This window comes from Streptomyces sp. NPDC003720 (genome assembly GCF_042875075.1).
Lineage (GTDB): Bacteria > Actinomycetota > Actinomycetes > Streptomycetales > Streptomycetaceae > Streptomyces.
Genome location: NZ_JBIANZ010000011.1, coordinates 263,281 through 276,873, shown reverse-complemented (window position 1 = coordinate 276,873; position 13,593 = coordinate 263,281). Strand labels below are relative to the sequence as shown.

Here is a 13,593-nt window from a genome sequence, read left to right as displayed (position 1 = left end):
CTACCGCTTAGTAATTTCCTGTTGTACCGTTCACCCATGCCAGAAGCAGCTTCCGCCCCCACCGCCTCGCGGGCCGTGACCGGCGACAGCGAGTTCGACCGCGACACGGCGGTCACCCGCCGCGAGAGCGGTGTCTACGACATCGACCTCTCGGCCGGCTGGACCATCATCAACGCCGTCAACGGCGGCTATCTGCTGGCCGTCCTCGGCAGGGCCCTCGCGGACACCCTCCCGCACCCGGACCCCTTCACGGTCTCCGCGCACTACCTGACCGCGTCCCAGCCGGGCCCGGCGGTGGTCCGCACGCAGACCGTCCGCACCGGCCGCACCCTCTCCACGGGCCAGGCCTCGCTGTTCCAGTACGACGACGACGGCAACGAGGTCGAGCGGATCCGCGTCCTCGCCTCCTACGGCGACCTCGCCGCCCTGCCCGACGACGTCCGCACGACGGCCGCCCCGCCGGCGATCCCGCCGCTGGACCAGTGCTTCGGCCCGGAGGACGGCCCCGCCCCGGTCGAGGGCAGCTCCGCCATCACCGACCGGCTGATGCTCAAGCTGGACCCCGCCACCCTCGGCTGGGCACTCGGCGCGCCCTCCGGCAAGGGGGAGATGCGGGCCTGGTTCGGGCTGGCCGACGGCCGCGACGCCGACCCGCTGTCGCTGCTGCTCGCGGTGGACGCGCTGCCGCCCACCGCCTTCGAGATCGGCCTCAAGGGCTGGGTGCCCACGGTGGAGCTCACCGTCCACGTACGGCACCGCCCGGCCCCCGGCCCGCTGCGGGTGTCGATCACCACCCGCAACCTGGCCGGCGGTTTCCTGGAGGAGGACGCCGAGGTCTGGGACAGCGCGGACCGGCTGGTCGCCCAGTCCCGGCAGCTCGCCCGGGTCAGGCTCGGCTGAGCGGCGTACGGCCCAGCCAGGCCGCCAGCTCCTCGTAGACACCGGCGCCCTCGGGGGCGCCGGTACGGGCGGCGAAGGGGGTGGCGGCGTCCCGGGGACGGGAGTCGGGCAGCACCCTGCGGGCGTTCGCGAGCGAGAACTCGGCCAGCTCCGGGTCGAGTTCGCCCGGATGGCCGAGGGCCTCGGCGAGGTCCCAGGTGTGGGTCACGATCTCCATCACATAGCCCGACAGCGCCGCGTGGCCCGGGACCTCGCCCCACGGCACCCGCACCGTCGACGCCATCCGCTCGTCGCTCTCCCAGGCCCTGAGCGCCCGGGCCCTGACCTCGTCGTAGGCCGCCGCCCAGCCGTCGTCGGCGACGCCGTCGGTGGACGGGTCGACGGCGAGCCCGTCACCGCCCTCGCCGACCACCGCGATCCGCCGGGTGCCGCCGACGACATGGCCGAGCAGGCCGCGGACGTCGAACTCCGAACACGGGGTGGGCCGGGCGAGGTCCTCGGGGCGCACGGTCTTGATGAGCGCCGCCGCCTGCTCGGTGGCGCGGACGTAGAGGGGGCGCGGGTCGTTGAACTCGTTCGTCATGACATGCCTCTCGGTGAGTCGGTGCGCCGAGCATCGCCCGATAACCTGACATCCGCCGTCAGCATTTGCGCGGACTCGGGACGCGAAGGGATTCTGGGCGCGTGAAGTCCGACCGGCTGCTGTCGATCCTGCTCCTCCTGCAGACCCGAGGGCGCGTCCCGGCGCGCGAACTGGCCGGCCGGCTCGAGGTGTCGGTCCGCACCATCTACCGGGACGTCGAGGCCCTGTCGGCGTCCGGCGTACCGGTGTACGCCGAGCGCGGCCGGCACGGCGGCATCGAACTCCTCGCCGGTTTCCGCACCGACGTCACCGGCCTGACCGCGGACGAGTCCCGGGCGCTGTTCATCCTGGCCGCGCAGGGCGCCCACGCGGCGCTCGGCCTGGACACGGCCCTCGGCTCCGCCCTGCGCAAGGTGATGGCCGCCCTGCCGGCGCCGCACCGGCCCGCCGCCGAGGTCACCAGCCGCCGCATCCTGGTCGACGCCACCCGCTGGCTCGGCGGTCCCCAGCCGGCCGTGGACCTGGAGGTGCTGCAGGACGCCGTCTTCGCCGACCGGCGGCTCCGGCTGCGCTACCGGCACAGCGGGGACCGTGAGCCGTCCACGTACACCGTGGACCCCTACGGCCTGGTCGCGAAGGCCGGTGTCTGGTACCTCGTCGCCGACCGCCGGGGCGCCCCCCGGCTGTTCCGCGCCGACCGGGTGCGCTCGGCCCGGCTGCTCGACGACCCCGTGCGGCGGCGGCCCGGCGTCGAACTCACCGACGTCTGGGAGGAGCTGCGCCGGCAGGTTGAGGAGCGGCCGGGGGACGGCGTCGACGTCACCGTACGGGTGCGGCGCGAACGCCTCGACATGTTCCGGCGCATGGCCGCCGCGCAGCTGACCGAGGTCCCGGACGACGACGGGGTGAGCGAGTGGGTCACCGCCAGGCTCTCGTACCCGGTGCTGCGCGCGGTGCGCCAGCTGCTCGGCTTCTCCGACCAGGTGGAGATCATCGGGCCGCCCGAGGCGCGCGCCGAACTGCTGCGGGCGATCCGCTCCGTGACGGCCCTGTACGGGGAGGCCGACTCGGACGGCGGCTGAAGTGCCACGTGCGGGAGGGGACTTGAGGCGCGCTTTGTTCGATCGACAGCACCGGCGAGCCCTCGGCGCCGAAGGGTCCGCGGTACTCGGCGACCGATGTGCGGTCAGTCCAGCCAGTGGTGGCGGCCGATGCTGATGAGCCGCAGCTGCCGCCGGGCGAGCGCGGTGACGCGCTCCCGCTCGTCCTCCGGCGCTTCCAGCGACTCCAGGAACAGGGAGGCGGTCAGCAGCATCTGGTCGACGTAGAGATGCGCGAGCATCCGCAGGTCGTCGTCGTCCCAGCCCCGCGCCTCGGGGTCGCCCGCGAGCTCGGCCTTCACCTCCTCGGCGAAACGGGCCAGTTGGTCCCGGATGGCCTCGCGTACGGGCTGGACTCCGCCATGTCGCTCACGGGCGATAAAACGGACGTGGGCGGGGTACGCGTCGACGTGGCGGGCGATCAGCTCGACGGCGCGCGAGATGCGTTCCGTGCTGTCGCCGGCCGCGGACACCGTCGTCCGCACCATCGGATGGAGGCTGCCCAGCGCCTCGTCGACCAAGGCCACCCCGAGGTCGGCGGTGGAGCGGAAGTGCCGGTAGAAGGCGGTCGGAGCGACCCCGACGGCGCGGGTGACCTCGCGCAGGCCGAGGCTGCTCAGACTCTGCTCCTCCAGCAGCGCGAGCGCCGCGTCCAGGAACGCCTGGCGCGTCTTCTGCTTCTGGGCCTGCCGGATGCCGAGGGTGTGACTCATGTCATCCAGTTAACAACTGTTCTCTGGAATTGGAAAGCCGTGAGACGCGCTAGACTCTAAGTCAGTGAACAACTGTTACTACAACTGTTCACCGAAAGTTTACAAGCGAACAACGCGAGGCAACTCGGAGGGGGGATCTCATCCCATGCTGTTCCTCGTCGCCGCACTCATGCTGCTCGGTGTCGTGCTGGGCACCGTCGCCCACGCGCCGCTGACCGTCACCGCCGCCGCGGCCGCCGTCATCGCCGTCTGGCTCGGCATCTTCGCGATCCGCGAGCGCCACGGCCGCCGCCGCCACACCTCGGCCGACTGACCGTCCGCACCGACTTCCAGGAGCTGAGCACCATGCAACTCACCGCACCGGCCTCGGGCCGCACGGAGAACCGCCCGCGCACGCGGGACGCCGACGGGATGGCCGTGGCGTCCTTCATCCTCGGCCTCCTCGGCCTGCTCGTCCTCAACGTCTTCCTCGGTCCGGTCGCCATCGCGCTGGCCTCGGTCGCCCTCTGGCGCGGCACGGCCCGCCGCGGCCGCGCCTGGCTGGGCATGGCCCTGGGCGTCGCCGACCTGGCCGTCCTGGGTCTCGCGATGGACCTGTCCAACACGGTCTCCTGGAGCCTGTGAGGCGACCGGCGTGCCGCCGTCGCCGCCGGCGCGTCGCCGCCGGGCCCGGCCCCGGCAGGGGTGAGGCGCGCCCGGGGGCAGCCGAGGGCGCCGGGAGAGCGCCGTAGAATCGGCGTCACCATGGCTTACCTCGACCACGCCGCGACGACCCCGATGCTTCCGGAGGCGGCGGAGGCGCTGACCGCCCAGCTGAGCGTCACGGGCAACGCCTCCTCCCTCCACGCGTCCGGCCGCAGGGCCCGCCGTACCGTCGAGGAGTCCCGCGAGACCCTGGCGGAGGCGCTGGGCGCCCGCCCCAGCGAGGTGGTGTTCACCTCGGGCGGCACCGAGGCCGACAACCTCGCGGTCAAGGGCCTGTACTGGGCCCGCCGCGCCGCCGACCCGGCCCGCACCCGGGTCCTGGCCAGCCCCGTCGAGCACCACGCCGTCCTCGACGCCGTGCACTGGCTCGGCGAGCACGAGGGCGCCACCGTCGAGTACCTCCCCGTCGACTCCCACGGCCGTGTCCACGCCGACGCGCTGCGCGAGGCCATCGCCCGCGATCCCGGCAGCGTCGCCCTGGCCACCGTGATGTGGGCCAACAACGAGATCGGCACCGTCATGCCGATCCGCGAACTGGCCGAAGCGGCCGCCGAGTTCGGCGTCCCGCTGCACGCCGACGCGGTCCAGGCCTTCGGTCAGGTCCCGGTCGGCTTCGCCGACTCCGGCCTCGCCGCGCTCACCGTGTCGGGCCACAAGATCGGCGGCCCCTACGGCATCGGCGCACTGCTCCTCGGCCGCGAGTACACCCCGGTGCCCGTCCTGCACGGCGGCGGCCAGGAGCGCCATGTCCGCTCCGGCACCCTCGACGTGCCCGCCGTGGCCTCCTTCGCGGTGGCCGGGCGGCTCGCCGCCGAGCAGCGCGAGTGGTTCGCCCGCGAGATCGGCGCCCTGCGGGACCAGTTGGTGGACGCCGTGCGCAAGGCGGTACCGGACGCGATCCTCGGCGGCGACCCGGCGCCCGGCGGCCGCCTCCCGGCCAACGCCCACTTCACCTTCCCGGGCTGCGAGGGCGACTCCCTGCTGCTCCTGCTGGACGCCCAGGGCATCGAGTGCTCCACCGGCTCCGCCTGCACCGCGGGCGTCGCCCAGCCCAGCCATGTCCTGCTCGCCACCGGCACCGACCCCGACCTGGCCCGCGGCACCCTGCGCTTCTCCCTCGGGCACACCTCGACGGAGGCGGACGTGGAGGCGGTCGCGGGGGCCATCGGCCCCGCGGTGGAACGCGCGCGGGCGGCCGGCCTCAGCTGAGAGGCGGCCGCCCGGCCCGGCGCATGCGAAAGACCTACGAAACGGGTTCCCTTCGCCGGTATTGCCCGGATCAGGTGGCTGGGGGTCGCCTTCCGGTCCAGTCCATGCGACCTTCCGGCCTCTCAGTCCTAGCGTCGACGTCGGCCCCGGCGGAAGCCTCGTGCCTCTCGCGGAAGTCGGCTACGCCGCTGTAACTCCCTCACTCGTCCCGTAGGCCTGCTCTCAGCATAGAACTTCTCTTTTCGGGCAAAAAGGGGCGAAGGGAAGATTTTTTCGACCCGTTCACCCCGGCTGCCGCACCAGCCGCATGTAGCGCTTCCAGTCCCAGTGCGGCCCCGGATCCGTGTGGTCGGCCCCCGGCACCTGCACGTGCCCGATGACGTGCTCCCGGTCGGCGGGTATGCCGTACCGGGCGCAGACCGCGGCCGTCAGCCGCGCCGACGCGGCGTACATCGCGTCCGTGAAGGACGAGGCGTCCTCCACGAAGCCCTCGTGCTCGATGCCGACACTGCGCTCGTTGTACTCCCGGTTGCCCGCGTGGAACGCCACGTCGAGCTCCCGTATGAGCTGGGTGACCCGGCCGTCCCTGCGCACGATGTAGTGGGCCGCGGCGCCGTGCGCCGGGTCCTGGAAGGCCCGCACGGCGCTCTGGTAGCCGCCCTGCGTGACGTGGACGACGACGCGGTCGACGGTGTAGTCGTCCGGGCGGTCCGCCCGGCGGTAGTTCGCCGGGTCCGCCGCCACCCAGCGCGCGCCCCGGAAGTCCACCGCCCCGGCCACCCGTGACTTCTCCACCCCGGGCAGCCGCCACCACGCGTGGGACAGCTCCTGCCGGGCCAGCGCCGCGGTGCCCACGGCGGCCGCCAGCCCGCCGATCAGCAGTGCCCGCCGCCCCGGCCGCCGGTCCGTGTCGGTCATGGCCACCCCCGCCTCATGCCTGTCCCGTCCGCTGTGATCGTCAACGGATGCGCGACGGCCGGGGTTCCCGCGGCCCCGTACCCTGGAGGGGTTATGACTGAGACCTCGCAGCGCCCCCTCCGCGTCCTCGCCGCCATGTCCGGCGGCGTCGACTCCGCCGTCGCCGCCGCGCGCGCCGCGGAAGCCGGGCACGACGTCACCGGCGTCCACCTCGCGCTCTCCGCGAACCCGCAGTCCTTCCGCACCGGCGCGCGGGGCTGTTGCACCATCGAGGACTCGCGCGACGCCCGCCGCGCCGCCGACGTCATCGGCATCCCGTTCTACGTCTGGGACCTCGCCGACCGTTTCCGCGAGGACGTCGTCGAGGACTTCGTCGCCGAGTACGAGGCCGGCCGCACCCCCAACCCCTGCCTGCGCTGCAACGAGAAGATCAAGTTCGCCGCGCTGCTGGACAAGGCGCTCGCCCTCGGCTTCGACGCCGTCTGCACCGGTCACTACGCCCAGGTGATCACGCGCGCGGACGGCTCGCGCGAGCTGCACCGGGCCTCCGACATGGCCAAGGACCAGAGCTACGTCCTCGGCGTGCTCGACGAGCGGCAGCTCGCCCACGCCCTGTTCCCGCTCGGCGACACGGTCACCACCAAGGACGAGATCCGCGCCGAGGCCGAGCGCCGTGGCCTCGCCGTCGCCAAGAAGCCCGACTCGCACGACATCTGCTTCATCGCCGACGGCGACACCCAGGGCTTCCTCGCCGGCCGGCTCGGCAAGGCCGAGGGGGACATCGTCGACGAGTCCGGCGCGGTCGTCGGCTCCCACGAGGGCGCCTACGGCTTCACCATCGGCCAGCGCAAGGGCCTGCGGCTCGGCACCCCGGCCCCCGACGGCAAGCCGCGCTACGTCCTCGACATCTCCCCGGTGAACAACACCGTGACCGTCGGCCCGGCCGCCGCCTTGGACGTCACCGCCCTGACCGCGGTCAAGCCGCGCTGGTGCGGCACCGCCCCGGCCGGCCCCGGCGCCTACACCGCCCAGCTCCGCGCCCACGGCGGGGAGACCGAGGTGACGGCGGAACTCGTCGACGGCACCCTCGAGGTGTCGTTCACCGAGCCGGTCAGGGGCGTCGCCCCCGGCCAGGCGATCGTGCTGTACGACGGCACGCGCGTGGTCGGCTCGGCGACGATCGCGTCCACGGTGCGGGCGAAGGCCCCGGTGGCCTGACCGCCCGTCCCCGGCTCCCGGGCCGCTACTCCCAGTCCCAGGTCACGCCCACGTGCCCGGGGTGGATCTCGGGCTCCACGATGTGCACCGTGCCGTGCGCGTTCAGCGTGAGGTCGCCGAGGAACTCGGGCGGCGCCTGCACCGAGGGCCGTCCGGCCCGCCGGCACCGCACCGGCAGCCCCGCCCGGTCGAAGGCGACCTGCAGCACGTAGGCGCCGCCCGCGTTCCGACGGGTGCGCGCGGGCGACGGCCCCGCACGTCGTCCGCCTCGCACCGGGGAGTGGGCCCGGGGAACGGCCCCCATGGGGTCCGGACGCACTCCGAAGCTGCCCGGACCCACCTCGGGGGGTGGGGCCGGGCAGCGACCCCGAGGACGGGGACGGGCCCGGCACACCGCCCCGGCTGGTCCCCGGCCGGTCAGCCGGTGAAGAACTCCGCCAGGACCGGGGCCAGCACCTCCGGCTCCACCGCGTGGGTCTGGCCCTCGAGGGCGCGGTACGTGCCCTGCGGCACGGTCCGGGCGACCGTCTCGGCCGCCTCGCGCAGCCACCCGGGGCTCGCCCCGCCCGCGACCGACAGGACCGGCACGGAGAGGGCGGCCAGCCGCTCCCGGGGCAGCAGTCCGTCACCCAGGACCGCGTCGTCGTAGGCCAGGCTCGGCGCGACGGACTCCATGCCCGCCCACATCGGTGACTCGCGCGCGCTGCGGATCGTCTCCTCGCCGAGGCCCGTCAGCCGCAGGAACAGCTCCACCGCGTCCCCCCGCCGGCCGGCGGAGAGCGCCTCCCGCAGGCGCTCGGTGTACGCCCGCTTCCCGGCGCCGCCGTCCAGGAAGTCGGCGTACGGGACCTCGTACACGGCCGCCTGACGCACCGGCAGGCCGCTCGCCGCCGCCTCGAGCACCAGCGCGCCGCCCGAGGAGACCCCGAACAGACCCGCCGCGCCGCCCACCGCGTCGACCAGCGCGGCCAGGTCCTCCACCTCGCGCTCCACCGCGTACGGCGTCGTGTCGCCGCTCTCGCCGCGGCCCCGGCGGTCGTAGACGACGGCCGTGCAGTGGTCGGCGAGCCGGTGCGCCAGGGGCGCCACGGTGCCGCCGGTGGACATCGCGCCGCTCACCAGGATCACCGTCGGCCCCCGGCCGGTCACTTGGTACGCGAGGGAGGTGCCGTCGCGGGAAGTCGTCTTCTTGTCCATGTCCGTGCAGACTGCCGCACGGCGCCGGACTCACCGGTCACGACACGTCGGTGTCGTGGAGAGTCACGTTTCTTCGACCTCTTCCACTTCGTAGAAGCACAGGTGGTCCTTGATCGCGGCCACGTCCGGCTTCGGGTCCGGATACGCCCAGACCAGGTCGGGCGCGTCCGGCAGCGACCAGTAGGAGGCGGTGCCCTTGAAGGGGCAGACGGTGTGGGTGCCGGACGGCGTCAGAAGATCGAGCCGGACGTCCTCGGCGGGGATGTAGTACCGCGCCGGACAGCCCGTCTCGCGCAGGATCAGCGGGCGGTCGGTCTCGGCCAGCACCCGGCCGCCGTGCACCGCGCGCACGCGCCGCCCGCCCTGTTCGATGGTGATCGTGTGTCCTCGGGTCATACCCGGACAGCGCCTGCGGGCCCGGACTTCTTCCCGCGTACGGTGGACGGCATGAACATCTGCGTCTTCCTCTCCGCCGCCGACCTCGACGAGCGCTACACCCGGCCCGCGCGCGAGTTCGCGGAACTGCTCGGCAAGGCCGGCCACACCCTGGTCTGGGGCGGCTCCGACGTCGGTCTGATGAAGGTCGTCGCCGACGGGGTGCACGAGGCGGGCGGCAGGCTGCTGGGCGTCTCCGTGGAGTTCCTCGCGTCGAGGGCGCGCCCCGGCGCCGACGAGATGGTGATCGCCGCAGACCTCGCCGAGCGCAAGAGGCTGCTGCTGGAGAAGGCCGACGCGGTGGTGATCATGGTCGGCGGCACCGGCACGCTGGACGAGGCCACCGAGATCCTGGAGCTGAAGAAGCACGGCCGCACCGAGAAGCCGGTGGTGCTGCTGAACACGGCGGGTTTCTACGACGGGCTCCAGCAGCAGTTCCTCCGCATGGACGCGGAGGGCTTCCTGCCCCGCCCGCTCGCCGAGCTGATGTACTTCGCCGAGGAGCCGGCGGCCGCCCTGGCCCACCTCGAGCAGTCACTGGCGTCCGGCTGATGCGAGCATGGCGGGCATGGCTACTCATGTGATCACCGGGGCCGGTTCCGGCATCGGCGCGGCCGTCGCCCGCCGCCTGCACGCGCGCGGGGACGAGATCGTCCTGCACGCGCGCGACGCGGGCCGCGCCAAGGAGCTGGCGGCCGAGTTCCCCGGCGCGCGCACCCTGGTGGGCGACCTCGCCGACCCCGACAAGCTCTCCTGGGCCTTCTCCCACCAGGCGCTCCCGGAGCGGGTCGACTCGCTCCTGCACATCGCCGGAGTCGTGGACCTCGGCGAGGTCGGCGAGCTGACCCCCAAGTCCTGGCGCCACCAGCTCAACGTCAACCTGATCGCCCCCGCCGAGCTGACCCGGCACTTCCTGCCCCAGCTCCGGGCCGCCCGCGGCCATGTGATCTTCGTCAACTCCGGATCCGGCCTGAACGCCAACGCCGGCTGGTCCGCGTACGCCGCCTCCAAGCACGGCCTGAAGGCGCTGGCCGACTCCCTGCGTCAGGAGGAGCACGGCAACGGCGTCCGCGTCACCTCCGTCTACCCCGGGCGTACGGCCAGCCCCATGCAGGCCAAGGTGCACCAGCAGGAGGGCAAGGAGTACGACGCCTCCCGGTGGATCGACCCCGAGTCGGTGGCGACCACCATCGTCACCGCCCTGGACCTGCCGAGGGACGCGGAGATCAACGACCTGACGGTGCGCCCCGGCCGCTGACCGCCGGTCACCGGGGGCGCGCCGGCTACGTAGGCTTCACCCCGTGGACGACAACATTCGCTTCGGTGCGGCCACCGGGATCGGCTCCATGCCCGGTGGGGACGCCCGGGAGGCCGCCAGGACCGTCACCGGCAGTTTCGAGGACTTCCCCTTCCTGCCCGAGCTGCCCGCGCGCGGGCCCGGCGCCGACATGATCGGGCGCACCGCCGGGATGCTCGTCGAGCTGTACGCGCGCGTGGAGCCCAGCGGCTGGCGGATCGGCGACCGGCCGGGCCGGGACACCAAGCGGGCCCGGTCGTGGCTGGGGGAGGACCTCGACGCGCTGGAGGAGTTCACCCAGGGCCACGAGGGCGACCTCAAGGTGCAGGCCGTCGGGCCCTGGACCCTGGCCGCCGCCCTGGAGCTGAGGAACGGGGAGGCGGCGCTTTCGGACCCGGGCGCCTGCCGCGACCTCGCCGCCTCGCTGGCCGAGGGGCTGCGGCTGCACCTCGCCGAGGTGCGGCGCCGCATCCCCGGCGCCCGCCTCGTGCTCCAGCTCGACGAGCCCTCGCTCACCTCCGTACTGCGCGGCCAGGTGCGGACCGCCAGCGGCTACCGCACCCATCGGGCCGTGGACCGGCAGGTGGTCGAGGCCACGCTGCGGGACGTGATCGCGGTGCACGACGGCCCGGTCGCCGTCCACTCGTGCGCCCCCGACGTGCCCTTCGCCCTGCTGCGCCGGGCCGGCGCGGACGCGGTCTCCTTCGACTTCTCGCTCCTCACCGGACGTGACGACGACGCCGTCGGCGAGGCCGTGGAGGCCGGCGTGCGCCTGTTCGCCGGTGTCGTGCCCGGCACGGACGGTCCATTGTCAGACCCTGCCGGTAGCGTCATGGGTGTCAGGACGCTGTGGCGCAGGCTGGGGCTGCGTCCCGGGCTGCTCGCGGAGGCGGTCACGGTGACCCCGGCGTGCGGTCTCGCGGGTGCTTCTCCCGCGTACGCACGCCAGGTGCTCGCCCACTGCGTCCGGGCGGCGAGGTCCCTCGCGGACAACCCAGAGTAACGGGAGGACGACACGGTGGCCGGCGACAAGCAGCAGGCGGAGACGGCAGTGCCCGCCGAGGCACGGGAGAAGCACGCGCAGCTCGCTGAGCAGATCGAGGAGCACCGCTTCCGGTACTACGTGAAGGACGCCCCGGTCGTCAGCGACGCGGAGTTCGACCAGCTCCTGAAGAGCCTGGAGGCGCTGGAGGAGCGGTACCCGGAGCTGCGCACGCCGGACTCGCCGACCCAGAAGGTCGCCGGGTCCTACGCGACGGAGTTCACCGCGGTCGAGCACCGCGAGCGGATGCTGTCCCTGGACAACACCTTCAACGACGAGGAACTGGCCGCCTGGGCCGACCGCATCGCCCGGGAACTGGGCGAGCAGGAGTACCACTTCCTGTGCGAGCTGAAGGTCGACGGCCTCGCCGTCAACCTCACCTACGAGAACGGCCGGCTCACGCGCGCGGCGACCCGCGGCGACGGCCGCACCGGCGAGGACATCACACCCAACGTCCGGACCATCGCCGACATCCCCGACCGCCTGAAGGGCGACGAGGTCCCCGCCCTGGTGGAGATCCGCGGCGAGGTCTACTTCCCGATGGAGAAGTTCCTCGAGCTCAACGAGCGCCTGGTCGCGGCCGGGGACAAGCCCTTCGCCAACCCCCGCAACGCCGCCGCCGGTTCGCTGCGCCAGAAGGACCCGCGCGTCACCGCCACCCGCCCGCTGCACATGGTGGTCCACGGCATCGGCGCCCTGGAGGGCTTCACCGGCATGACCCGGCTCTCCCAGGCCTACGGCCTGCTGAAGACCTGGGGCCTGCCCACCTCCCCGCACAACCGGGTGGTCGACGACCTCGACGGCGTCCGGGAGTTCATCGCCCACTACGGCGAGAACCGGCACTCCGTGGAGCACGAGATCGACGGCGTCGTCGTCAAGCTGGACGAGCTGCGCCTCCAGGGCCGCCTCGGCTCCACCGCGCGGGCCCCGCGCTGGGCGATCGCCTACAAGTACGCCCCGGAAGAGGTCAACACCAAGCTCATCGACATCAAGGTGGGCGTCGGCCGCACCGGCCGGGTCACGCCGTACGCCCAGGTCGAGCCGGTCACGGTCGCGGGCAGCGAGGTCGAGTTCGCCACCCTGCACAACCAGGAGGTCGTCAAGGCCAAGGGGGTGCTCATCGGCGACACCGTCGTGCTGCGCAAGGCCGGTGACGTCATCCCCGAGATCCTCGGTCCGGTGGCCGACCTGCGCGACGGCGGCGAGCGGGAGTTCGTGATGCCGGGCGAGTGCCCGGAGTGCGGCACCCCGCTGCGGCCCATGAAGGAGGGCGACATCGACCTCCGCTGCCCCAACGCCCGTACCTGCCCGGCCCAGTTGCGCGGGCGCCTGTCCTATCTCGCGGGCCGCGAGTGCCTGGACATCGAGCACTTCGGCGACGTGGCCGCCGCCGCGCTGACCCAGCCGCTGGAGCCGGCCGACCCGCCGCTGGTCGACGAGGGCGACCTGTTCGACCTGACGGTGGAGAAGCTGCTGCCCATCAGGGCATATGTGCTGGACCCGGACAGCGGCCTGCCCAAGCGGGACCCCAAGACCGGCGAGGACAAGGTCGTCGCGGTCTTCGCCAACCAGAAGGGCGAGCCGAAGAAGAACACGCTGGCGCTGCTGGAGAACATCGAGGCGGCGAAGACCCGTCCGCTCGCCCGCTTCCTGAACGGGCTGTCCATCCGGCACGTCGGCCCGGTCGCGGCTCAGGCCCTCGCGCGCGAGTTCCGCTCGATCGACCGCATCGAACAGGCCACCCAGGAGGAGCTGGCCACCACCGACGGCGTCGGCCCCATCATCGCCACCGCCCTCAAGGAGTGGTTCGCCGAGGACTGGCACCGCGAGATCGTCCGCAAGTGGAAGGCGGCCGGCGTCCCGCTGGAGGACGAGTCGTCCGGCGAGGACGAGGGCCCGCGTCCGCTGGAGGGGCTCACCGTCGTCGTCACCGGCACCCTGGAGAACTTCACCCGGGACGGCGCCAAGGAGGCGCTGCAGAGCCGCGGCGCCAAGGTGACCGGTTCGGTGTCGAAGAAGACCTCGTTCGTGGTCGTCGGCGACAACCCGGGATCCAAGTACGACAAGGCGATGCAGCTCAAGGTGCCCGTGCTGAATGAGGCGGGTTTCGGCGTCCTGTTGGAGCAGGGGCCCGACGCGGCGGCCGAAGTGGCGCTTCCGACCGAGGAGTAGCGGTTGAAGGCCACCCGATCGGTGCATATCAGATGCATACGGGTGGCCCGGGCGCATTCGGGCAACCGTCGACGACCGCTGCCCGAGGAAGCCTTCTGCGGCCT

General features: G+C 73.1%; 16 protein-coding genes. 10 read left to right on the top strand and 6 right to left on the bottom strand.

Features of this window, described 5'->3' with window-relative positions; translation table 11 throughout:
• The first annotated feature begins 36 nt into the window (after positions 1 to 36).
• The gene (locus ACFYU0_RS29405; RefSeq protein WP_389305053.1) at positions 37 to 900 is read left to right on the top strand and encodes a thioesterase family protein; all 864 of its coding nucleotides are present in this window, start codon (positions 37 to 39) and stop codon (positions 898 to 900) included.
• Here the strand turns inward: ACFYU0_RS29405 and ACFYU0_RS29400 are convergent.
• The gene (locus ACFYU0_RS29400; protein WP_389305051.1) at positions 887 to 1,483 is read right to left on the bottom strand and encodes a TIGR03086 family metal-binding protein; all 597 of its coding nucleotides are present in this window, start codon (positions 1,481 to 1,483) and stop codon (positions 887 to 889) included. The genes ACFYU0_RS29405 and ACFYU0_RS29400 overlap by 14 nt on opposite strands.
• A gap of 101 nt (positions 1,484 to 1,584) precedes the next feature.
• On the opposite strand from ACFYU0_RS29400, the gene ACFYU0_RS29395 reads away from it, so the two are divergent.
• The gene (locus ACFYU0_RS29395; RefSeq protein WP_389305049.1) at positions 1,585 to 2,565 is read left to right on the top strand and encodes a helix-turn-helix transcriptional regulator; all 981 of its coding nucleotides are present in this window, start codon (positions 1,585 to 1,587) and stop codon (positions 2,563 to 2,565) included.
• Positions 2,566 to 2,669: 104 nt separating this feature from the next.
• Here the strand turns inward: ACFYU0_RS29395 and ACFYU0_RS29390 are convergent, their stop codons facing one another.
• The gene (locus tag ACFYU0_RS29390; RefSeq protein WP_389305047.1) at positions 2,670 to 3,296 is read right to left on the bottom strand and encodes a TetR family transcriptional regulator; all 627 of its coding nucleotides are present in this window, start codon (positions 3,294 to 3,296) and stop codon (positions 2,670 to 2,672) included.
• Positions 3,297 to 3,441: 145 nt separating this feature from the next.
• On the opposite strand from ACFYU0_RS29390, the gene ACFYU0_RS29385 reads away from it, so the two are divergent.
• The 3 genes from ACFYU0_RS29385 (at position 3,442) to ACFYU0_RS29375 (ending at position 5,210) form a co-directional block, all read left to right on the top strand.
• Entirely contained in the window at positions 3,442 to 3,609 is a 168-nt protein-coding gene (locus ACFYU0_RS29385; protein WP_351664527.1) for a hypothetical protein, read from the top strand.
• A 32-nt stretch (positions 3,610 to 3,641) separates the two neighbouring features.
• Entirely contained in the window at positions 3,642 to 3,920 is a 279-nt protein-coding gene (locus tag ACFYU0_RS29380) for a DUF4190 domain-containing protein (RefSeq protein ID WP_351664525.1), read from the top strand.
• A gap of 120 nt (positions 3,921 to 4,040) precedes the next feature.
• Entirely contained in the window at positions 4,041 to 5,210 is a 1,170-nt protein-coding gene (locus ACFYU0_RS29375; protein WP_389305044.1) for a cysteine desulfurase family protein, read from the top strand.
• Between the two features lie 282 nt (positions 5,211 to 5,492).
• On the opposite strand, the gene ACFYU0_RS29370 is transcribed toward ACFYU0_RS29375, so the two are convergent.
• On the bottom strand, positions 5,493 to 6,128 hold the full coding sequence (locus ACFYU0_RS29370) for an N-acetylmuramoyl-L-alanine amidase (protein ID WP_389305042.1): 636 nt from the start codon (positions 6,126 to 6,128) through the stop codon (positions 5,493 to 5,495).
• Positions 6,129 to 6,221: 93 nt separating this feature from the next.
• Between ACFYU0_RS29370 and mnmA the strand changes: the two genes are divergently transcribed.
• Positions 6,222 to 7,346 (top strand): tRNA 2-thiouridine(34) synthase MnmA, encoded by a 1,125-nt coding sequence (gene mnmA, locus ACFYU0_RS29365; RefSeq protein ID WP_351664519.1) that lies wholly within the window; start codon positions 6,222 to 6,224, stop codon positions 7,344 to 7,346.
• Positions 7,347 to 7,371: 25 nt separating this feature from the next.
• Here mnmA and ACFYU0_RS29360 read toward each other — a convergent pair whose 3' ends face one another.
• The 3 genes from ACFYU0_RS29360 to ACFYU0_RS29350 all read right to left on the bottom strand — a co-directional run bounded on the left by ACFYU0_RS29360 (position 7,372) and on the right by ACFYU0_RS29350 (position 8,939).
• Positions 7,372 to 7,554, bottom strand: a complete 183-nt coding sequence (locus ACFYU0_RS29360; protein WP_389305039.1) for a hypothetical protein — start codon at positions 7,552 to 7,554, stop codon at positions 7,372 to 7,374.
• A gap of 209 nt (positions 7,555 to 7,763) precedes the next feature.
• Positions 7,764 to 8,543 carry an alpha/beta fold hydrolase gene (locus ACFYU0_RS29355; protein WP_389305037.1) on the bottom strand — a complete coding sequence of 260 codons (780 nt, stop codon included), beginning with the start codon at positions 8,541 to 8,543 and terminating at the stop codon, positions 7,764 to 7,766.
• A 63-nt stretch (positions 8,544 to 8,606) separates the two neighbouring features.
• Complete coding sequence (locus ACFYU0_RS29350) at positions 8,607 to 8,939, bottom strand: DUF427 domain-containing protein (RefSeq protein WP_389305035.1); 333 nt, start codon at positions 8,937 to 8,939, stop codon at positions 8,607 to 8,609.
• A 51-nt stretch (positions 8,940 to 8,990) separates the two neighbouring features.
• Between ACFYU0_RS29350 and ACFYU0_RS29345 the strand changes: the two genes are divergently transcribed.
• Genes ACFYU0_RS29345 through ligA form a run of 4 tightly spaced genes read left to right on the top strand, consistent with a single transcriptional unit; the run spans position 8,991 to position 13,489 of the window.
• Positions 8,991 to 9,530 (top strand): TIGR00730 family Rossman fold protein, encoded by a 540-nt coding sequence (locus ACFYU0_RS29345; protein ID WP_389305033.1) that lies wholly within the window; start codon positions 8,991 to 8,993, stop codon positions 9,528 to 9,530.
• Positions 9,531 to 9,537: 7 nt separating this feature from the next.
• The gene (locus ACFYU0_RS29340; protein WP_389305031.1) at positions 9,538 to 10,236 is read left to right on the top strand and encodes an SDR family oxidoreductase; all 699 of its coding nucleotides are present in this window, start codon (positions 9,538 to 9,540) and stop codon (positions 10,234 to 10,236) included.
• 43 nt (positions 10,237 to 10,279) lie between these two features.
• Positions 10,280 to 11,278, top strand: a complete 999-nt coding sequence (locus ACFYU0_RS29335; RefSeq protein ID WP_389305029.1) for a methionine synthase — start codon at positions 10,280 to 10,282, stop codon at positions 11,276 to 11,278.
• Positions 11,279 to 11,293: 15 nt separating this feature from the next.
• On the top strand, positions 11,294 to 13,489 hold the full coding sequence (gene ligA / locus ACFYU0_RS29330) for an NAD-dependent DNA ligase LigA (RefSeq protein ID WP_351664505.1): 2,196 nt from the start codon (positions 11,294 to 11,296) through the stop codon (positions 13,487 to 13,489).
• Positions 13,490 to 13,593: the final 104 nt, after the last annotated feature.